Source organism: Peptostreptococcus sp., from assembly GCF_977045075.1.
Map to the genome: position 1 here is coordinate 1 of NZ_CDRRTB010000020.1, position 19,890 is coordinate 19,890.

Genomic DNA, 19,890 nt, shown 5'->3' on the forward strand with positions numbered 1-19,890 from the left:
GGATGGGGGGCCTCTAGTATATGGTGCCTCGATCCATCTATAAGCTTCTTTTTAGACCTTGCATTTGCCCCCCATAGTACAAATATTACAGGCTCCTCTCTTTGATTTAGGTAGGATATTATATTGTCTGTAAAGGTCTCCCAACCCATACCCTTATGGGAGTTTGCCTGGTGGGCCCTTACAGTCAGGGCCGTGTTGAGTAATAGTACACCCTGCCTGGCCCAAGGTACTAGGTAGCCATTATTTGGTATATATAGACCTAGCTCATCCCTCAGCTCCTTGTACATATTTAAAAGGGACGGTGGTGTCTTTATACCCGGCTTTACAGAAAAGGCCAAGCCATGGGCCTGACCATCATCATGGTAGGGGTCCTGGCCCAATATCAATACCTTTGTCCCTTCATATGATGTATATTTCAAGGCATTAAAAATATCATACATATCTGGAAATACCTGCTGACTCCTATACTCTGACTTTAGAAACTCCCTTAACTTTAGGTAGTATTCTTTTTTAAATTCATCAACTAAGACCTGGTCCCAATCATTACCTATATTTACCATAAGGCCCTCCTGTCATACTATTTTACAATTACATCCTTGTCTAGCTGGCTGTCATCATCACTAATTATCTTTATATTTATCTTGTGTGGTAGGCAGACTATACTTTGGCCTGGCTTATCTATAAAGCCCGTATGGATACAGACCTTGTCTGGACAGTTGGCCTTAGTCATTTCGACTCCCTTGTCATGGATATGTATATTGTTTATCCTACCATTTTTTTCCTTTATACTTATCTTCTGGTCCTTGTCTAGGGGATAGGTATTATATAGCTTGTTTTCTACATAAACCTCTACCCTGGCACCCTGGCCTGAATTCATATATTTATTTATAAGGACTCCCTGTACAATTAGTATGCCCACTATTCCAAAAAGGATTATGTCTCTCTTTTTCATTTCTTCTCCTAATTCTACTCATATGCTTTAAAATATGTTATAATACTTATTGTGCTATATTGATTATAACATAAATGGAGGTAAAAATGAAAAAATCAAATCTTAAGATACTTGCATCAATAATAATTTTCTTTATTATTGGTCTTATATTTTATTTTACAGTTATAGATAAGGTCGGTACTTTTTCTACTACTAATTATTACTTGGATACTGTAAACCAGATCAGTGTCATCAACACTAGGAAGTCCAAGGCTAACAAGGTTCTTCCTGCTTCTGACAAGATAGTCCTTGACATACATAACAAGATGAGCTCCCAGCTGGCTTCAAGTGAAGTCTCAAAGATAAATCAAAATGCGGGTATCCAGCCTATCAAGGTTTCTGACGATACCTATACTGTAATCAAAAAGGCCATCTACTATTCCCAAAAGACAGGTGGAAAGTTTGATATATCAGTTGGTGCTATTTCCTCTATATGGAATATTGGTAATGAGTCTGCAAGAGTTCCATCATCTGAGGAAATCAAAAGCTTGCTTCCTCTTGTCAACTACAAGGATATTAGCCTAAATGACAAAGAAAAGTCTGTCTATCTTAAAAAGAAAGGCATGAAAATAGACCTAGGTGGTATCGCCAAGGGCTATTGTGCTGACAAACTAGCTGACTATCTCAAGGAAAATGGTGTAAAAAATGCTATTATAAACCTAGGTGGAAATATATATGTATTTGGTCAAAATGCCAGGAAGACCGACTTTAATGTAGGTGTCCAGGACCCGGCCAAGACTAATACAGAGTCTCTTGGAACTATACAGCTAACAGATATGTCTATAGTAACATCTGGTGTATATGAGAGATTTATAGAAAAAGACGGTAAGGTCTACCACCACATGATCAACCCGGCTACTGGTTATCCGTTCGAAAATAACTTAAGTAGTGTAACTATAATATCTAAAAAGTCTATAGATGGGGACGCCCTTTCTACCTCTACTTTTGGCCTTGGCCTTGAGGAAGGTATGAAGTTTATAGAGGGGCTTGACGATGTAGATGCCATCTTTATTACAAATGACAAGAAGGTCTATACTACTAAGGGACTTAAAGACAAGTTCAAACTAGAAAATTCAAGCTACAGTCTTGTCAACTAAACTTAATATGAGCAAAAATATAGGGCCTAGTGTGGATATCCACACCAGGCCTCTTTGTTGATCTAATTAAATTATGCCTTCATAACACTTCCAAGTATACCATTTATATACTTGTAGGCATCGTCGTCACAATACTTCTTAGCAATGTTTACAGCTTCATCGCAGGCAACAGCCTCTGGTATAGTAAACATAAATTTGATTTCAGCAACAGCCAACCTCAAGATGGCAACGTCAACTGCAGGCATTGTATCTGTAGTCCAGTTTCTCGCATACTCATTTATATAGGCATCTATGGCCACTATATTGTCTTCAACAGCCCTGGCTGCATCCATCAAATATGAGGAATCCAATATGACCTCCCTATAAGAATCTAGCATATCTATTTCCTTGCCACCATGTGACTTGTGAATTTCTATAGCATCGTCTTCTACTGAATCCAAAAAGCTATCTAGGTCTTGACTTAGACCCTCCCAGCCCGCATTTGATACGGCCCTGCTATAGAGATACTTCATAAATATTTCCCTAGAAACCTTCCTCTGCATTATTAAATTATTAGCTCTAGTCATTTTCTTTCTTTTCTGCCTTTTCCTTTTTTATCACTAGGCTATCAACATGTACATTTACCTTATCAACCTTAAGACCTGCCATAGTTTCTACTGCGTTTACTATGCTTTCCTGAACCTTAAGTGATACATCTGGTATTACCTGACCATACTTAACAGCTATATCTATGTCTATTATAGCCTTGTCATCTTCAACACTTACCTTTATCCCGTGATTCCTAAATAGCTTGTCTGTAAATGAAGTAGACTTGTCTATACCGTCTATTTCTAGTGCTGCAAAACCAGCTATTGTCTGTATAACATCATTTGAAATCTTTATCTGACCTAAATTTTCCATAGTACACCTCCATGTTTATTTCACTATTATCTTATGCTACAATAATACCAAAATATACTTATTTTTGCAAATTATTTTTCCTTTATAAGGCCTGACCTATAGGCAGCTAGAAGGTCCTTAAGATCCTCTACCCTCTCCAATAGCTGTAGGCCATCATTTGTATCCTTAATCATCCTTCTCTTGGCCTTGTGCTCTACCAAGACTGTAGATGAAATGATATCTCTCTCGTTTTTAACAGCGTCCTCCTTTGATGTAAAAGGCTCATGGGCAACCAGCTGTAGCGTTCTTGAATTGTATATTAGGGTGTAGCCTGCCATACCAGTCTTACTCTGATAGGCCTTAGAAAATCCACCATCTATTACTAAAACCTTACCCTGGGCCTTGACAGGACTTTCTCCCTTCTTGTACTTAACTGGAACATGGCCATTAATTATATGGTCTTCGTCAAAGTCCATATTGAACTCGTCAAAGATCTTCTTTAGGATGGTCATGTCCTCTCTCAGGTTAAAGTAAGGGTTTTTGTTCTCCTTATGAGTTGCCTTGTCCTCTATAAAGTACCTCTCATAGGTAGTCATATCGTCCTTACCAAATAGGGAAGAACACTTGCCTGTCCATAGGTACCAGAACATGTCCAGACCATAGGACCTCTTTTCTTCATCCTCCTCATAGTAGGCCTCCCTAACCAGGGATTCCATCTTGTCTAACAAAGCCTTGCCCGAATACCTCTGTCCCTTTAGTTCCATGGACATAAAGCTTCCATCATCATTAAGTGGAAGGCCACCATGGATTAGGAGGTTGCCATTGTACTTAAGGTAAATACTACCCTTAGAGAATAGAAAGTTTACATGCTTTTGAAGCTTGTCACTTGACATAAAAGCATCTGCTAGCTTGTCGATTATCTCCCCTTCTTCCTCTGTAAGCCTATAAGGGTCATTCGGGTCTATAGTTGGAAAGTTAGTATCCTTAAGAGGATAGGTCTTACCCTTGATTACTATGGTTCCCTTATCATAGTCGACCTTGTCTAGAAGCAACCTATGGCTCATTTCATACTCTGGCCTCCTATTTATAATGGCTCCTTCCAGCTTGAACTGTATAACACTGATAGCCTTGTGGATTTTAGCTATCATGGAAATTTCCCTCATATTTGAATCATCACGGTCAACTTTAGGCTGAAATTCACTGCATGGATCATGCCTGTAGGTATTTATGGCAAAGCTGGCCAATGGAAGTAGGTTTATACCATATATATCCTCTATAATATCCAAGTTATCGTACCTAGATGATATCCTCAAGGCATTTGCTATACAAGTCTTTTCACCTGCTGCTGCCCCCATCCAAAGTATGTCGTGGTTACCCCACTGTATGTCAACGCTGTGGTGGTCCATCAACCTATCTACTATTAGGTCTGGCCTTGGTCCTCTGTCGTAAATATCGCCAACTATGTGGAGCCTGTCAACCACCAACTTTTGTATTACCTTGGCTAGGGCCCCTATAAAGTCCTCTGACTGGCCCAGCGTAATAATAGATTCTACTAGAGATACATAGTATTCTTCCTTATGCTCGCTCTTTCTGTGCTCATGCATTAGTTCTTCTATTACATAGGCATAGTCCTTTGGCAGGAGCTTTCTAACCTTAGACCTGGTATACTTACTAGAACAATACTTGCATAATTCCACTAACCTATATATAGATATCCTATAGAAGTCCTCCATATTTGCTTCAGTCTTCTTTATCATCTCTATCTTGCTAAATGGATAGTAGACCAAGGTAGCCAAGGACCTCTTTTCCGAATCCATCATGGTATTTGTAAAGAGCTCATCTATCTTTCTCCTAACCACGCCTGACCCATTTTTCAAAACATGGATAAAGGGCTCATGCTCTCCGTGTATGTCTGATAAAAAATGCTCTGTCCCCTTTGGTAGGTTCAATATTGCCTCTAAATTGATTATTTCCGTACTTGCTTCAGATATTGTCTTATACTGGTTGGACATCAGTTTCAAATACTTGAACTTAAGGTCCTTTTCGTCGACAGCTAAATTATCTCTCATATCTACCTCCAAAACACTCGACTGGTTTACCTACTTGTCTTCTTCCTTTTCCTGGTCGCTTGATATATATGCCCTAATTTCCTCGACTACATTTCCATCTACAAACTGTATCGCCTGCCTAATAGCATTCTTGATTGCCCTAGCATCAGAGCTACCATGTGCCTTTATTAGGCCTCCTTCTACTCCTAAAAATGGTGCACCACCATGTGAAGAGTAGTCAAGCGAGTCCTTTAGCCCTCTTAGGCTATCTTTCATCATTAGGGCTCCTAGCTTAGCTTTAGTAGAAGACATCATAGTCTCCTTTAACTTCTTGAAAAGTGAAAGTACTGTTCCCTCTAGGGTCTTAACTATCATATTACCTATAAAGCCGTCACATATAACTACATCACAAACACCATTGAGTATTTCCCTAGTCTCCATATTGCCTATAAAGTTCATGTCATTCCTGTCCTTCAGTAGGTCAAATGTAGTCTTTACTAGGTCATTACCCTTGCCCTCTTCTGTACCAATATTGGCCAGGGCAACCCTAGGCTTGTCTATCTTCATAACCCTCTTGGCGTAGATATTAGTCATGGCTGCAAAGTCAACTAACTGCTGGGCATCACAGTCTACATTGGCACCAGTATCTGATAAAAGGCTAAGTCCCCCATCCATTGTAGGTATGGCTGTACAAATACAAGGCCTGCTAATGCCCTTGATCCTTTTAATTACAAAGACACCGCCACTTAGAAGGGCCCCTGTACTGCCAGCTGATACCATGGCATCAGCCTTCTTATTTTTAACCATATTAAGGGCCACTACCATAGATGAGTCCGTCTTCCTCCTAATAGCAACTACTGGCTTCTCATCATTTGTAATGACCTGGCTAGTAGGAACTATTTCTATCTTTGTCTTGTCACAATCATACTTGGCTAATTCTGCCTCTAGTAGGCCCTTATCACCTGTTATTACTATATCTATACCGTATTCCTTGACGGCCATGCAGGCTCCCTCTACAGGGGCCATAGGTGCATTATCTCCGCCCATTCCATCTATAACTATCTTCATATTTAACCTCCATTTAAAGCTACTAATTAAATTATATCACATTTTTGAACGTAAAAATAGCGTAAGCAAAAAAGCTTACGCTACCTAAAAATCATATTTCGTTTTCTAAAATCTAATTAGTCAACTGATACTACTTCTTTACCATCGTATGATCCACAGCTTAGACAAACTCTGTGTGGTAACTTTGGTTCGTGACACTGTGGACACTCAACAAAACCAGTAGGAACCATCTTTGAATTAGACGCTCTTCTCATTTTAGTTTTAGATTTAGATGTTCTACGCTTTGGTACTGCCATGAAGACACCTCCTTACTCTATTTTAACAATTCTTTTAATTTAGCAAATCTAGGATCAATGTCATCGTCGTCCATGGAGTCTTCACATATACAGTCTTTAGTATTCAAGTCTACCCCACAGCCCGAACATATTCCTTTGCAATCTTCGCTACACAACACTTTTTGAGGCATGTTATAAGTCAGAGTACTGTCTACAAGTTTCAAGAGATCAATCTCTGTCCCTTCTAGAGGAAATATATCTACATCTTCATAACTATCCTCATCATACGTTTCTTTCATTAAGTATGCATCTATCTCATAAGCCACCGGAACATCAAGGTCTTTTAAACATCTTGAGCAGGCACCCTTGTAATCAAAGTCTACCTTAGCCTTCAGTAAAAAATTCCTTCCCACCCTGGATATCCTACCAGTTAGACGCAGGGGTGATATCAAATTATAATCTACACCATAATATCTAATCGACTCTACATTTTCACAAAAATCAAAGTCTACACTTTCTCTCTCTTTATTAGTTAGAGAATCTATATTTAGCTTCATAAATTTATCACCTCTAAAACATTACTTGTCTATTATACATATTTGAGTCTTATTTGTCAAGTATTTTTAACGATTAGATAGTCTTAAAGTATCTCTTGCTATCATCAATTCTTCGTTTGTTGGTATCAATAATACCTTTACTCTTGAATCGTCTGAAGAGATTATCCTATCCTTACCTCTTACATCATTCTTTTCAGGATCTAGCTTGATTCCCATAAAGTCCATGTCAGCACAGATCATTTCTCTCATGCCTATACCATTTTCTCCAAGACCAGCTGTAAATACTATTGCATCTACACCATTCATCTCAGCAGCATAAGCACCTATATACTTCTTTACCCTCTGAGCATATGCGTCTAGGGCATTTATAGCAAGCTGGTTTCCTTCAGCTGCTGCATCCTCTATATCTCTAAAGTCGGAAGATATACCTGTCATACCGTATACTCCTGACTCCTTGTTCATTAGCTTGTCAACACCGTCAGCGTCAAGACCTTCCTTCTTCATAACGAAAGGTATTATGGCTGGATCTATATCACCACATCTAGTTCCCATGATTAGACCCTCTAGTGGAGTTAGACCCATTGAAGTATCTACTGACTTACCGCCGTCTACTGCAGTTATAGATGCTCCATTACCAAGGTGGCAAGTGATTATCTTTAGGTCTTCTGGCTTCTTACCTAGCATTTCTGCAGCCTTCTGAGATACGTATAGGTGAGAAGTTCCGTGGAATCCATATCTTCTTATACCATGCTTCTTATATAATTCATGAGGCAAACCATACATAAAAGATTTTTCTGGCATTGTCTGGTGGAAGGCTGTATCGAATACACCTACCATTGGTACATCAGGAAGTATAGCCTTACAAGCTTCTACACCCATTAAATTAGCTGGGTTGTGTAGTGGTGCAAGGTCACTACAATCCTTGATTGCAGCTATTACTTCATCAGTCAAGACTGCAGAAGAAGCAAACTTTTCTCCACCGTGAACTATTCTGTGTCCAACAGCATCTATCTCCTTCATTTCCTTTACAGCTCCAACAGTTGGATCAACTACAGCACTTAGAACATGGCCGATAGCATCCTTATGGTCCTTCATTGGCTGCTCTACAACATGCTTACCATCTAGACCTTCCTTTTCATGCTTAAGGATTGAGCCATCTATTCCTATTCTTTCAACCAATCCCTTACAAAGTACTGCTTCATTCTCCATATCGATTAACTGATACTTTAATGATGAACTACCGCAATTTAACACTAAAACTTTCATTTAATTACATTCCTCCACTTAATCTTAATTATTTTACCTCTGTTAATATACCACTTTTTTTAGAAAAAGTACATATGCTTCTTAAAAAAACAAACTTAAAAAATCTACTTGAATCAAAAATTAAATCTTGTATCAAAAAAATCTGCCTGACCCCTTGCCAGTAGGTCCGGATTCTTGGAATAGTATTTCTGGTAATAGATGGCCGATGTCCTCATATCTATATCTAGGAGTTTTCTGAACAAGGCATTCTCCCTGTATTGGTCACTATCTATAGACTTTGCCGGACTTGTTACTATACTAATATTGGACTCTTCCTTTACCATCCTAAGTATATCCCTACCCCCTTGGGTCATACCTAAAACCCTTATATAGGGAAGGCTCTCGATATGCTTCACCTGGTCTAGGTCTTCCCCCCTGATACCGAGCAGGATATTGTATAGGGCCCTTCTTATCTTAGCCCTTGTGTGAGACTTGTTGGTCAAGGCTTCTACTGCCTCTCCCATAGTCACAGACCTTAGAATATGTTTTTCTATAGACCTATCCAGGCCACCATTGACCTCAAAATACTCCTCTAACCTGCCGCTTTCCCTGGCAACTATATAGGATATTTCACCAAAGAAGGCTTCATCTCCCATAAGACCGGTTCCTTGGTCCATAATTCCCTTGATTATATCAAGAACTGACTCATCAATAGCCTTACCTAGATGCTTGTCTAAGTCAGTGCCAGATAAGACACTATCTGCCATACCTAAAGCTTGTCCAGTCCTTATTTTTGTAGTCGATCCTAATAGGGCAGCCCTAATAGCACTTGCTGATGGGAGGTCTCCATCTAGGTCCTGACTACTATATGAAGATCCCTTTCTCCTTATGGTTACTGGCTCCATAGTCGTTCCTAGCCTTTTTCCCTCCTTAAGGTATTCTAGGCCCAATATATTATTAGACTGACCCAAGACTTCTCCTATATCAAAGTCTCTAAAACCCTCTTTAATGGCCTCTTCTCTCGCCTTCGCATAAGATAGACTAGTCTTCATCAGGTCCTTGGCCCTCTTGTCTATCCAGTCAGCCTGGTCATAGATAAAGTTGGCCAGGCCAGTTAACCTCTCTATACTACCATCCTCTGAACCAAAACAAAAAGAATCTACACAGCCCAATGAATTTAGACTGAGTAGACCCCCTCTAGCAAATATTTCAGCAGTCTGTCCAGCAAAGATGCTTGGTATTTCTAGGACCAAGTCCACCCCATTTTCTAGGGCCATTTGGGCCCTGGCATACTTATCCACTAGGGCAGGACCTCCCCTTTGTACAAAGTTACCACTCATGGCTACCACGAGGTGGCTACAAGAGGATACCCTCTTGAATTCCTGAATCTGGTAACTGTGTCCCTTATGAAAGGGGTTGTATTCTGCTATTATTCCACCTAACTTCATATGCCTATAGCTGGGATTTACCCTTTCTAACCTCGGATAGGATTTCTACTAAAGTAGCTTCAACACTTTCTAGTTGCTCTATAGAGTAGTTTCTAGCCCCTGTTCTAAGGTCCCTCGAGTAGTCTGTAGCTTCCTTTATCATCTTTTCGGACCTAGCCTTGGCATCCTTGTTTATCTTACTTTCAGATACAAGCTCTTCAGCCCTGATAGTGGCTTCCTTCATCATACTTTCAATTTCTGCATCAACCTGTTTGTTTTTTATTATGATTTCGTCATTACATTCTCTGATTTTCTGTTCTCTCTCCCTCTTGGCCTCTTCCCTAAGGAAGTCTGCATCATTTCTAGCAGATTCAAGAATAGAGTCCTGCTCCTTTATAATTTTTAGGGCAGTATCAAGTTCATATGGTAGGGCTCCCCTTAGCTCATCTATTAGGTCAAGCATTTCGTCCCTATCCACCCCTACTTTCTTTGAAAGTGGGAAACCATTAGCCTGGTTAAGCATTTCTTCCATATCGGAAAGTATTTGCATAATCTTGATATCTTCGTTCATATTTATCCTCCAATTTATATACTATATTAATTCTTTTCCTTTTAGCTTTTCAATTACACATCTTGGTACTAGGTTGCTCACATCAGCATTAAAGTGGAGCACCTCTTTTATAAGCGAAGAACTGATAAAAGAATATGTCTTGCTAGTTGGCAAGATAACAGTCTCCAATTTATCATTTAATTCCTTGTTCATATGAGCCATCTGTAGCTCATATTCCATATCAGCTATAGTCCTAACCCCCCTAACAAGTACACTTATATCATTTTTTATACAATATTCTATCAAAAGACCATCAAAGCTAATCACACTTACATTTTCCAGGTGCTTGATTGATTCCTTAATCAAGTCCATCCTCTCATCCATAGAGAATAGGGTCTCCTTGTTAGGATTTATCAGCAAACCCACCTCCAAGTGATCAAACATCTTGGCAGCCCTTTCAATTATATCTATATGGCCATTGGTAATAGGATCAAACGTCCCTGCGAATATGGCCTTTACACCCTTACTCATCATCATCCTCCAAACAGTAGAAAGTCAACATTGTAATACCGTACTTTTTTTCCTTGTAAACCTCTAGACCCTCAACTTGACCTATAGGCATTTTGGCATCGTGTTCAACTATGACTATTCCGTCTTTTTTCAATATCTTGCAGGCCCTTATAGTATCTAGGACCTCTTCAAAAAGCCCCTTATAGTAGGGAGGGTCGATAAAAATCATATCAAAACTTTGATTTTTTGTCCCCATATCCCTTAGGCACCTTTTAAAGTCACCACTAACTATCTGGCTCCTATCAGCCACTCTTGCCTTTTCGATATTAGACTTTATTATCTTGATACTGTCGAGACTATTATCGCAAAACACTGCCTGGCTTGCACCTCTTGACAATGCCTCTATTCCCAGGGCACCACTACCAGCAAAAAGGTCTAGCACCTGGCTATCATAAACCCAGTCCTGTACTATATTAAACATGGACTCCTTTACCCTGTCAGTGGTAGGTCTTACCCTATCATCTCCTGGTGTATTGAGTTTTAGCCCCCTGGCACTTCCTGATATTACTCTCACTCCTAGTCCCCCTAATAAAATCTTTACTTAGATATATTTTATCATACAATATAGTATTTAACTAGATTAATGTTCTTATTTTAGACAAAATATTATAAATACAAATAGATATAAATATTATACTAAAATAATAAGATAAATGAACTATAGTTTCTAAGTATTTATTTAACTAATATAATGCTATACATGTAAATCTATATGGATATATTTCCACCTATTGACTTAAACATTTCCTCTATTTTAAGTCTTATCCCTTCATTATCCTTGACCCTAAGAGCTGGATCCTGGGCATATATTTCTCTGGCCTCTTTTTGGACCAGTCTAAGTATCTTCATATGTTTGAATAGGTTAGCTACCCTTAGTTCAGGCAGACCATGCTGCCTGGTACCAAAAAAGTCTCCTGGTCCCCTTAGCTCTAGGTCCTTTTCTGATATTTTGAAGCCATCGTTGGTCTCTTCCATTATAGCCATCCTATGCCTACAAATTTCTGTCTTTGACCCATATATGAGTGTACAGTAGGATTTTTCACTCCCCCTACCCACACGTCCTCTCAACTGGTGGAGCTGGGCAAGTCCGAATCTCTCTGCATTTTCAATTATCATCAGACTGGCATTAGGTACATTTACACCTACTTCTATTACAGTTGTCGATACAAGTATATCTAGCTCGTGGTTCTTAAAGGCCTCCATAACCTGGTCCTTCTCACTTGCCTTCATTTTCCCGTGTAAAAGTCCCACCCTAAGGTCCTTAAAGAAGTCATACCTTAGCTCGTCATATACCTCACTAGCTGACTTTAGGTCTAGGGTCTCACTTTCCTCTACCAGTGGGCATACCACATATACCTGCCTTCCCTTTTCTATCTCTGACCTAACCTTAGACATATAGTAGGACTCTCTTTTTCTCTTTTCTATAGCCAAGGTTTCTATAGGTTTCCTGCCTGGTGGTAACTCATCTATTATCGATATATCAAGGTCTCCATATAGGATAAGGGCCAGGGTCCTAGGTATAGGTGTGGCCGTCATTACCAGGACATCCGGATTTTCAGACTTTGAAGTCAGCCTCCCCCTCTGGTTGACACCAAAGCGGTGCTGTTCATCCGTAATTACCAGGCCTAAGCTGGCAAATTCTACCCTATCCTCTATTAGGGCATGGGTACCAATCAGGATATCTACTTGGCCGCTTGCTAGGTCCTCAAGGATTTCTCTGGCCTCCTTCTTTGTGGAGCTGCCAGTTAAGACCTCAACCCTAATGCCCGTACCTTCAAAGAAATTCTTAAAACTCTCCATATGCTGTTTGGCTAAAATTTCAGTTGGAGCCATGTAGGCTCCCTGATAACCATTTAGGACACAATTAGCCAAGGCCAACTGGGCGACAACCGTCTTACCTGAGCCAACATCCCCCTGAACTAGTCTATTCATTATCCTGTCAGATGTCATATCCTCAATTATTTCATCATAGGCCTTCTGTTGAGCACGAGTTAGTTTAAATGGAAGTTTTTCTTCTATCTTATCCATGTTCTTGTGCCTTTGAAATCTTATCCCCTTACCAACCTTATTGTTACCCTTTACAGTAAAAAGGCCTAGCTGGAGGAAGAGCAGCTCTTCAAAGATCAGCCTATACATGGCGATTTTTACATTCTCTTTTTTTTCCGGAAAATGCATATTTTTTATGGCAAAGTCAACCCCGCACAGGTTGTACTTGTCAACCAACCATTTGGGCAGGTATTCGTCTATACTGATATCTGATGATTCGAATATATTCCTTATCATCCCCATGACTTCCTTATTACCTACTCCTGCTGTAAGACTATATACCGGTACTATTATCCCTGTATTTTTATCTAATTTATCGTATTCTATCTCACAATTATGTAGCTCAGTAACAGGTCCAAGATTCTTTTTTACACTTCCAAATACCTTGACTATGTCACCCACCCTAAAGGTATTTCTTAGATAGGCCTTATTGAAAAACACCAGCTTGGCCTTGCCAGTATCATCGCTGACATAAAATTCCGTAATGCTAAATTTTCTACGACTAACTGAGTTTATCCTGTCTATCTTGACCCTTACACCCGTTTTTTCGCCCTCTTCTAGCTGGAATATTTTTTTCTGCCTACTCCTATCTTCAAATTGCCTTGGGAAATAGTAGAGGGCATCCTTGACTGTGAATATTCCCAGCCTGGCCATCTTTTCTGCCTTTTTGGGACCTATCCCCTTTACAAATTGTATATTTTCATTTAATACACTGTACATGCTTCCTCCATATATGAAAAGAGTATAGGTTGGACTACCTATACTCAAATATATTATTACAACTACGATCCCTAGCCTTATCTCTTTAAGCGTCAACACAATGTTAGGCTACTAGCGGTCTCTTGTAGTTTGCATTTAAAGCCTACTCCACAGATATCAGGTAGTAGTATAGAGGCTGACCTCCATAGTAAAGTTCTACATCCAGGTCTTCAAATTCATCCTGGATATTCTCTGCAAATAGTCTTGCAGCATCTTCCTCTACATCTTCACCATAGTATAGGGTAATTATACTTGCATCATCATCTACCATTTCCTTAATGACGTTTCTAGTAACCTCTTCAACCTGCTTACCTGAAGAAATTAGGGCCTTACCAGTGATACCAATTACATCACCTTCAGCAACCTCTATGCCACCCATTACGGTATCTCTTACTGCATAAGTAATCTCTCCTGACTTAATAGTTTCAAGAACAGACTCAAAGTTTTTCATATTTGCTTCTGGGTCTGCATCATGGTCAAATGTAACCATGCAGCTGATACCCTGTGGTATATTCTTAGTAGGAACTACATATACATTTTTATCTGATAGCTCCTTAGCCTGGTTGGCAGCCATTATTACATTGCTGTTGTTAGGCATAATAAATATGTTCTTGGCATTTATCATCTTGATTGCATTCATAAAGTCCTCTGTAGATGGGTTCATTGTCTGACCACCTTCGATAACTATGTCAACACCTAGCTCATCGAATATGTCTGCTAGACCCCTACCCATAGTAGTCGTGATAAATCCAAATTCCTTTTCTTCTTCATTTACAACAAAATCGTCCTCAGCAGTTACCTGATCAAGTTCTTCCTGCTCTTCATCAGTGATAATCTGGTTTTCATGCTGAAGTCTCATGTTTTCTATCTTTATAGTCAATAGCTGACCAAACTTTAGGGCCTCTTCTAGGGCCTTACCAGGGTTGTTAGTATGAACGTGAACCTTGATAACTCCATCATAACCTACAACAACTAAGCTATCTCCATAACCCATCATTATATCCCTGATAGTATCAGAATCTACTTCCTGTGATTCTAGTATAAATTCAGTACAGTAGCCAAACTTGATGTCTACATCCCTAGCACTATCACTGTGAACACCTGTAGTTGGGGCAGACTTAGTTTCCTCGCCACCAGCCTGTAGCCTTACAGGATTACCCTTTAAGGCACTCAACATACCCTCGTACAGACATACCAAGCCCTTACCACCAGAGTCAACAACCCCAGCATCCTTAAGATTCTTTAATAGGTCTGGTGTCCTTTCAAGAGACTTGTCGGCTTCCTCAACTAACATTTCCATAAATTCTACAAAGTCCTTAGCCTTCTTTGAATTCTTTACGGCAAAGTCACTTGATTCTCTTACAACTGTAAGGATCGTACCCTCTATAGGCTTGATTACAGCCTTGTAGGCAGTATCAGAACCTGACTTTAGGGCCTTGGCAAGGTCTTCAACGCTTAGCTGGTCCTTACCCTCTATAGACTTAGCTATACCTCTTATAATCTGTGATAGGATAACTCCTGAGTTACCTCTGGCCCCCATCAATGACCCCTTAGATAGGGCCTTACCTAGGTCAGTTATAGAATCAGACTTTATAGTCTTTAATTCCTTTATAGCTGAAGCTATTGTAAGCGACATATTTGTACCCGTATCTCCATCTGGAACTGGGAATACATTTAGCTTATCTATCAAATCCTTATTGTTCTGTAGATGGTTTGCACCAGAGATAAACATCTCCTTTAACAACTTACCATTAATACTTTCTATCATTTCTCTCCTCCTGATTATTTGACTCTTATTCCTTGAACACTTACAGTAACTAAGTTAACCTTTATTCCAGAATACGTCTCAACAGTGTACTTGATTCTCTCAATAATATTGTTGGCAACTGTTGTAATGTTTGTACCATACTGTAATATAACAGAAATTTCTATATCTACCTGATTTTCGTTAATTTCTACAATATTAACACCCTTAGTGGCGTTCTCACCCTTTAAAAGTTCTACTATCCCCTTTGACTTTGATGAAAAGCCAACCAAGCCGTAACTTTCTGTAGCAGCCTTATAAGTAAGCTGCGCCAATACATTTTTGTCTATTTCTATATTTCCTAATTTACTAGTTAAAATTGAACTCATGTTGACCTCCTAAATTATATATATTCTTATACACTATTATACAAAAAAATAAGCAGTAATGCAATTTTTTACTTGATTTTTTCATACCACTATGATATTATTAATTATGTTTTTAGGCTTAATATTTTAGTATTAAGGAGGTGTGCGTAATGTCAAAAGTATGTAGCGTGTGCGGTAAAGGTAAAATATCTGGAAACCAGGTATCACACTCAAATAAGCATAATAAGAGAACTTGGTCAGCTAATATAAGAAACGTGAAGGCTGTTGTTGATGGATCTCCTCAGAGAGTTTCTGTTTGTACAAGATGTCTACGTTCAGGAAAAGTTGAAAGAGCATAATGACGACAAAAGATACCATGAGCTGGTATCTTTTTTTGTTGTATTAAATTTTTTTCTAATCAAGATATCTATCGCCTAAAACATCATATAGGCCCCTTGTCCTTATCCTTACCTCAGGTATTACTGGCAAGGCTATAAATGATAGGGCTATAAATGGTTCTATACCCTTTGGTACACCCATCTGGTGGGCCCTTTTAATCATCCTTGACAGTGTTTCATTCATCCTTTCGCTATCCAGATCACTCATAAGTCCCATCACCGGTAGTGGCAGGGCATCGAATATATGGCCATCTTCTACCAGGACATATCCACCCCTCATTTCCTTTAGCTTGTCAATGGCCAACATCATATCCCTATCATTGTCACCAAGGACTATTACATTGTGGGAATCATGGGATACACTTGAGGCTACTGCCCCATTTTTTATATTATAACCCGAGACCTTGGCCACATGATACTTGCCTGTATTATGGTGTCTTTCTATTATAGCCACCTTTGATATAGTCCGACCAAAGTCTTCATACTCTTGGTCCTTCTTGCCTCCCAGATTAAGCTCTTCAAACCTATCATTATCCAGATCAAGCAATTTGGTCAATATTTCCCCTTCTACCATGCCTATCGCATAACGTCTACTCTTGTAGGCTAGCATTTCTTCCTTAAACCAGTCAATATGAATACTATTAAGTAAGTCTGAATCTACCTTATTCTTATTGCCCTCATATACCTTGTCAATAAATTTTCCCCTATACATAACCCTATCTATATCGACACCGTCCATGTCGTTGAGAATTATCAGGTTGGCCTTCTTGCCGACTGCCAGCATGCCTAGGTCGTCTAGACCATAACACTGGGCCGGATTTAAGCTGGCCATCTTGTAGGCATCGAGAGGGTCCAAGCCAAGACCGATTGCCTTCCTAACATTATGGCTGATATGGCCCTCTCTTTGAATATCCTCTATGTGCTTATCGTCTGTACAGAAGGTAAATCTGGAAATATCGGTCTTATTTTCTATTATACCCCTGACTATTGCTTCCAGGTTCCTAGCTGCTGACCCCTCTCTAATATGGACATACATGCCGTTTCTAACCTTCATCATAGCATACTCATATTCTGTTGACTCATGGTCTGTTAAAATACCAGACATGGCATAGGCTGCCAGGTCCTTGCCCTCTATAGATATGGCATGGCCATCCTTTACCCTATTTTCAAAAATTTCTAGCTTGTCCATCATCCTAGACTCACATCCTATGACTGCCCTTTCGTCCATGACCTCACCAAGTCCCAAAATCCTAGACCTACCTAATAGCTTACTAAGGTCGTCAGCCCCCATTAGACAGCCTGTATCTTCCCCATCCCTACAGGGTACACAAGAGGGTGCCATTATATACACATCCCCACTTGCCTCCCTTGTCTGGTCCAGTATATAGTCTATGCCCTTTAGACCTGCAACGTTGGCAGCCTCATGGGGGTCTGCTATAAAGGTTGTAGTACCAGAACGTGATGCATAATGGACCAACTCTTTTGGATTTGCCAGGGTAGACTCAAAATGGAGGTGAGAATCTATAAAGCCTGGACTTATATATTTGCCCCTGCAATCAATCTCTTCTCGACCATCATAGTCACCAATGCCAACTATAAAATGGTCCTTGATGGCTATATCAGCTTCCAGAACTTCTCCTGACTGAACCATTATGAGTCTGGCATTTTTCAAAACTAGGTCTGACTTTTTCTCACCTAGTGTATATTTAACATATTTTTTATAGTCTTCTATCTTCATATAGGGCTCACCCTCCTTTAAAATATGGGACCCAATCTTCATGATCAAGGTCCCATAGTCTACTTTATTTAAATTCTATATAAGACCCTTTACAGGTTAGTGCTAGTCTTTAAGTAGTAATACTACGCCAACAATAAATATAAGAATCAAGCTCAAGACGCCATTTCTTACATCACCTGTAATCTGGGTAACAATACCTACTAAAAATGGTCCCATTATGGCTGCAAACTTACCGAATATATTGTAGAAGCCAAAAAATTCATTTGAATTTTCCTTTGGAATCATCTTGGCAAAGTATGACCTACTCAGGGCCTGTATACCCCCCTGAGAACTACCGACAAGGATAGATAAAATCCAGAATTCCCTAGCCGTCTTAAGGAAGAAGGCAAGTATACATATTACAATATAAACACATATACCTGCAATTAGCATGGCCTTACCCTTAAAAATTTGGGCTAGTTTCCCGTATATAATAGCAAATGGAAAGGCAACAAATTGAGTGACTAGCAGTATTACCAGTAGGGTTGTAGAATTTATTCCTACAGTTGTACCAAAACTAGCTGCCATCCTAATAATTGTATCAACTCCATCTATATAAAAGAAGTAGGCACATAGGAATAAAAATGCCTTTCTGTTCTTCCTAACCCTATAAAAGCTCTTCCTGAGCATAGCAATAGAGTCCTTGAACCTATATTTTTCATATGGCTTTCCATGTATCTGGTCTACATTTTTTAACATTGGCAGGGTGAATATCAGCCACCACATAGTGGTTATAAAGAATGATATCTTGCTGGCCGTAATAGTGGATATAGGCAGTATAGACTTCTGAGCAGCCATTATAATACCCATACAAATAATAAATGGTATTGTGCTACCGATATAGCCAAATGCATATCCTAGGGATGATATCATATCCATCCTCTCTTCTGTAGTTATATCAGTCAAGAATGAGTCATAGAATACATTACTTAGAGAGAAACCTATAAGTGAAATAATATAGGTAGCCATAAGTAGTTGCCACTGGCCATAAGGTATAAAGGTAATCATTCCTGAGAATATAATACCCAGCATAGAGAAGATAGTAAAGAACTTCTTCTTTACACCCATATAGTCTGCCAAGCCACCCATAAAAGGTGATAGAACAGCCACTATTAGGGATGCAATGGCATTAGTATAGCCCCAATAAGAAGTTGCCATTGCCTTGGACAAACCTGCCTCTCCCACCATTGCTGTAAAATATATAGGTAGGATTGTCGCTAGCATCGTCATTGTAAAAGCCGAGTTGCCCCAATCGTACAGAATCCACGATTTTTCTTTCTTTGTAACTCTTAACACATTAAACCTCCAAAATCTCCACTAGTGCCCTGCCATCAGTACCCTTCATTTCCAGGCCAAGTATAGCAGCCAGGGTAGGTCCTTCATCTGTCAGTGACATCTCGTCTAAAAATACATTCTTTTTTATTCCCTTACCAGCAACTAAAAATACTGTTTCGTAGTTTTCCTTGCTAGATGGGTTATATCCGTGATTATTTATACATACCTTCGAGGATCTTTTCGGTGCCTCTAAGACCCTTATCAAGGCCTGGTCTTCCACCTCATCCTTAAAAAAGTAGCCAACTGCCGCTTCAAGCATAAACCTGCAGGATGGGTCTGCACCCATCTCTTGGGCTTCCTCACTATTATATACCCTTTCAATTGCCCCATTAGATATAAGTGGCTCTATAGCCTCCATCAGGTCTTTATTACTTACATCTTGACCTGCATATATATAGGCAGATCCATCAGCAGACTTGCACACAGCCTTATAGTTAGCAACCAGGTTGTCCTGGCTCTTAGTCAGTAGACCTGCTCCTTCCAAAAGCTTGTTTGGATATATGTTAGTGTGTCCATCTATACTACTATGGTCTCCAAGGACAACTATAACAGAGTCCTCGTAAATTCCCTTTTGCTTTAGTTTGGTCACCAGGTCTCCTAGCCTCTTATCAAGCCTCAGCATGGCATCTTGGGCCTCCCTAGAATTAAATCCATATTCATGTCTTTGTGAGTCTAGGTCTATATAGTGGACCATATTTATGTGGGCTGGATACCTATCAAGTGCATACATAAAGGATGCATGAGAGAAGTTGTCCA

General features: G+C 39.6%; 21 protein-coding genes. 2 read left to right on the plus strand and 19 right to left on the minus strand.

Annotation, left to right across the window (positions count from 1 at the left end):
• Together ACW6OJ_RS03130 and ACW6OJ_RS03135 are read right to left on the minus strand one after the other, a co-directional pair.
• A partial coding sequence (locus tag ACW6OJ_RS03130; protein WP_456095750.1) for a uracil-DNA glycosylase occupies positions 1-560 on the minus strand: 560 nt, incomplete at its 3' end.
• A 17-nt stretch (positions 561-577) separates the two neighbouring features.
• Positions 578-952, minus strand: coding sequence for a NusG domain II-containing protein (locus tag ACW6OJ_RS03135; protein ID WP_455105082.1), 375 nt, complete (start codon positions 950-952; stop codon positions 578-580).
• 86 nt (positions 953-1,038) lie between these two features.
• On the opposite strand from ACW6OJ_RS03135, the gene ACW6OJ_RS03140 reads away from it, so the two are divergent.
• Positions 1,039-2,088 (plus strand): FAD:protein FMN transferase, encoded by a 1,050-nt coding sequence (locus tag ACW6OJ_RS03140; RefSeq protein ID WP_455105081.1) that lies wholly within the window; start codon positions 1,039-1,041, stop codon positions 2,086-2,088.
• 71 nt (positions 2,089-2,159) lie between these two features.
• Here the strand turns inward: ACW6OJ_RS03140 and nusB are convergent, their stop codons facing one another.
• The 14 genes from nusB to ACW6OJ_RS03210 all read right to left on the minus strand — a co-directional run bounded on the left by nusB (position 2,160) and on the right by ACW6OJ_RS03210 (position 15,645).
• Positions 2,160-2,654 (minus strand): transcription antitermination factor NusB, encoded by a 495-nt coding sequence (gene nusB, locus ACW6OJ_RS03145; RefSeq protein WP_455105080.1) that lies wholly within the window; start codon positions 2,652-2,654, stop codon positions 2,160-2,162.
• The gene (locus ACW6OJ_RS03150; RefSeq protein WP_293429169.1) at positions 2,647-2,988 is read right to left on the minus strand and encodes an Asp23/Gls24 family envelope stress response protein; all 342 of its coding nucleotides are present in this window, start codon (positions 2,986-2,988) and stop codon (positions 2,647-2,649) included. Before ACW6OJ_RS03150 ends, nusB begins: the two co-directional genes overlap by 8 nt.
• Positions 2,989-3,059: 71 nt before the next feature.
• Entirely contained in the window at positions 3,060-5,036 is a 1,977-nt protein-coding gene (locus ACW6OJ_RS03155) for a fructose-1,6-bisphosphatase (RefSeq protein WP_455105079.1), read from the minus strand.
• A gap of 30 nt (positions 5,037-5,066) precedes the next feature.
• The gene (gene plsX, locus ACW6OJ_RS03160) at positions 5,067-6,083 is read right to left on the minus strand and encodes a phosphate acyltransferase PlsX (protein WP_293698939.1); all 1,017 of its coding nucleotides are present in this window, start codon (positions 6,081-6,083) and stop codon (positions 5,067-5,069) included.
• 116 nt (positions 6,084-6,199) lie between these two features.
• Positions 6,200-6,379: a 50S ribosomal protein L32 gene (rpmF, locus tag ACW6OJ_RS03165; RefSeq protein WP_007790120.1), complete on the minus strand. Its 180-nt coding sequence runs from the start codon at positions 6,377-6,379 to the stop codon at positions 6,200-6,202.
• Between the two features lie 17 nt (positions 6,380-6,396).
• The gene (locus ACW6OJ_RS03170) at positions 6,397-6,915 is read right to left on the minus strand and encodes a YceD family protein (protein ID WP_455105078.1); all 519 of its coding nucleotides are present in this window, start codon (positions 6,913-6,915) and stop codon (positions 6,397-6,399) included.
• A gap of 66 nt (positions 6,916-6,981) precedes the next feature.
• On the minus strand, positions 6,982-8,181 hold the full coding sequence (locus tag ACW6OJ_RS03175; RefSeq protein ID WP_293698933.1) for an acetate/propionate family kinase: 1,200 nt from the start codon (positions 8,179-8,181) through the stop codon (positions 6,982-6,984).
• A gap of 113 nt (positions 8,182-8,294) precedes the next feature.
• The gene (locus tag ACW6OJ_RS03180; RefSeq protein WP_455105077.1) at positions 8,295-9,608 is read right to left on the minus strand and encodes a tRNA(Met) cytidine acetate ligase; all 1,314 of its coding nucleotides are present in this window, start codon (positions 9,606-9,608) and stop codon (positions 8,295-8,297) included.
• A 4-nt stretch (positions 9,609-9,612) separates the two neighbouring features.
• A complete protein-coding gene (locus ACW6OJ_RS03185) occupies positions 9,613-10,158 on the minus strand; it encodes a permease (RefSeq protein WP_293698927.1) in 546 nt (181 codons plus the stop codon).
• A 21-nt stretch (positions 10,159-10,179) separates the two neighbouring features.
• On the minus strand, positions 10,180-10,671 hold the full coding sequence (gene coaD / locus ACW6OJ_RS03190; RefSeq protein ID WP_293698957.1) for a pantetheine-phosphate adenylyltransferase: 492 nt from the start codon (positions 10,669-10,671) through the stop codon (positions 10,180-10,182).
• Positions 10,661-11,221: a 16S rRNA (guanine(966)-N(2))-methyltransferase RsmD gene (gene rsmD / locus ACW6OJ_RS03195; protein ID WP_455105076.1), complete on the minus strand. Its 561-nt coding sequence runs from the start codon at positions 11,219-11,221 to the stop codon at positions 10,661-10,663. The genes coaD and rsmD overlap by 11 nt, the downstream gene beginning before the upstream one ends.
• A 194-nt stretch (positions 11,222-11,415) precedes the next feature.
• Positions 11,416-13,473, minus strand: coding sequence for an ATP-dependent DNA helicase RecG (gene recG / locus ACW6OJ_RS03200; protein ID WP_455105075.1), 2,058 nt, complete (start codon positions 13,471-13,473; stop codon positions 11,416-11,418).
• Between the two features lie 142 nt (positions 13,474-13,615).
• Complete coding sequence (locus ACW6OJ_RS03205) at positions 13,616-15,280, minus strand: DAK2 domain-containing protein (protein ID WP_455105074.1); 1,665 nt, start codon at positions 15,278-15,280, stop codon at positions 13,616-13,618.
• Positions 15,281-15,294: 14 nt separating this feature from the next.
• On the minus strand, positions 15,295-15,645 hold the full coding sequence (locus ACW6OJ_RS03210) for an Asp23/Gls24 family envelope stress response protein (protein ID WP_314496515.1): 351 nt from the start codon (positions 15,643-15,645) through the stop codon (positions 15,295-15,297).
• Between the two features lie 149 nt (positions 15,646-15,794).
• Here ACW6OJ_RS03210 and rpmB point away from each other — a divergent pair, with 149 nt between their 5' ends.
• Positions 15,795-15,983, plus strand: coding sequence for a 50S ribosomal protein L28 (gene rpmB / locus ACW6OJ_RS03215; protein ID WP_293429148.1), 189 nt, complete (start codon positions 15,795-15,797; stop codon positions 15,981-15,983).
• A gap of 55 nt (positions 15,984-16,038) precedes the next feature.
• On the opposite strand, the gene ade is transcribed toward rpmB, so the two are convergent.
• The 3 genes from ade to ACW6OJ_RS03230 all read right to left on the minus strand — a co-directional run.
• Positions 16,039-17,760, minus strand: coding sequence for an adenine deaminase (ade, locus tag ACW6OJ_RS03220; RefSeq protein ID WP_455105073.1), 1,722 nt, complete (start codon positions 17,758-17,760; stop codon positions 16,039-16,041).
• Between the two features lie 102 nt (positions 17,761-17,862).
• A complete protein-coding gene (locus tag ACW6OJ_RS03225; RefSeq protein ID WP_455105072.1) occupies positions 17,863-19,095 on the minus strand; it encodes an MFS transporter in 1,233 nt (410 codons plus the stop codon).
• A gap of 1 nt (position 19,096) precedes the next feature.
• On the minus strand, positions 19,097-19,890 hold a 794-nt coding region (locus ACW6OJ_RS03230), incomplete at its 5' end, for an alkaline phosphatase family protein (RefSeq protein ID WP_456095751.1).

What these genes read in the sequence shown, in the direction of transcription:
- coaD (WP_293698957.1), bottom strand. Translation starts at nt 10,671, where the DNA reads ATGATGAGTAAGGGTGTAAAGGCCATATTCGCAGGGACGTTTGATCCT.
- ade (WP_455105073.1), bottom strand. Translation starts at nt 17,760, where the DNA reads ATGAAGATAGAAGACTATAAAAAATATGTTAAATATACACTAGGTGAG.
- ACW6OJ_RS03140 (WP_455105081.1), top strand. Translation starts at nt 1,039, where the DNA reads ATGAAAAAATCAAATCTTAAGATACTTGCATCAATAATAATTTTCTTT.
- ACW6OJ_RS03155 (WP_455105079.1), bottom strand. Translation starts at nt 5,036, where the DNA reads ATGAGAGATAATTTAGCTGTCGACGAAAAGGACCTTAAGTTCAAGTAT.
- ACW6OJ_RS03175 (WP_293698933.1), bottom strand. Translation starts at nt 8,181, where the DNA reads ATGAAAGTTTTAGTGTTAAATTGCGGTAGTTCATCATTAAAGTATCAG.
- rpmF (WP_007790120.1), bottom strand. Translation starts at nt 6,379, where the DNA reads ATGGCAGTACCAAAGCGTAGAACATCTAAATCTAAAACTAAAATGAGA.
- plsX (WP_293698939.1), bottom strand. Translation starts at nt 6,083, where the DNA reads ATGAAGATAGTTATAGATGGAATGGGCGGAGATAATGCACCTATGGCC.
- recG (WP_455105075.1), bottom strand. Translation starts at nt 13,473, where the DNA reads ATGTACAGTGTATTAAATGAAAATATACAATTTGTAAAGGGGATAGGT.
- ACW6OJ_RS03170 (WP_455105078.1), bottom strand. Translation starts at nt 6,915, where the DNA reads ATGAAGCTAAATATAGATTCTCTAACTAATAAAGAGAGAGAAAGTGTA.
- rpmB (WP_293429148.1), top strand. Translation starts at nt 15,795, where the DNA reads ATGTCAAAAGTATGTAGCGTGTGCGGTAAAGGTAAAATATCTGGAAAC.
- ACW6OJ_RS03185 (WP_293698927.1), bottom strand. Translation starts at nt 10,158, where the DNA reads ATGAACGAAGATATCAAGATTATGCAAATACTTTCCGATATGGAAGAA.
- ACW6OJ_RS03135 (WP_455105082.1), bottom strand. Translation starts at nt 952, where the DNA reads ATGAAAAAGAGAGACATAATCCTTTTTGGAATAGTGGGCATACTAATT.
- nusB (WP_455105080.1), bottom strand. Translation starts at nt 2,654, where the DNA reads ATGACTAGAGCTAATAATTTAATAATGCAGAGGAAGGTTTCTAGGGAA.
- ACW6OJ_RS03150 (WP_293429169.1), bottom strand. Translation starts at nt 2,988, where the DNA reads ATGGAAAATTTAGGTCAGATAAAGATTTCAAATGATGTTATACAGACA.
- ACW6OJ_RS03180 (WP_455105077.1), bottom strand. Translation starts at nt 9,608, where the DNA reads ATGAAGTTAGGTGGAATAATAGCAGAATACAACCCCTTTCATAAGGGA.
- ACW6OJ_RS03210 (WP_314496515.1), bottom strand. Translation starts at nt 15,645, where the DNA reads ATGAGTTCAATTTTAACTAGTAAATTAGGAAATATAGAAATAGACAAA.
- ACW6OJ_RS03205 (WP_455105074.1), bottom strand. Translation starts at nt 15,280, where the DNA reads ATGATAGAAAGTATTAATGGTAAGTTGTTAAAGGAGATGTTTATCTCT.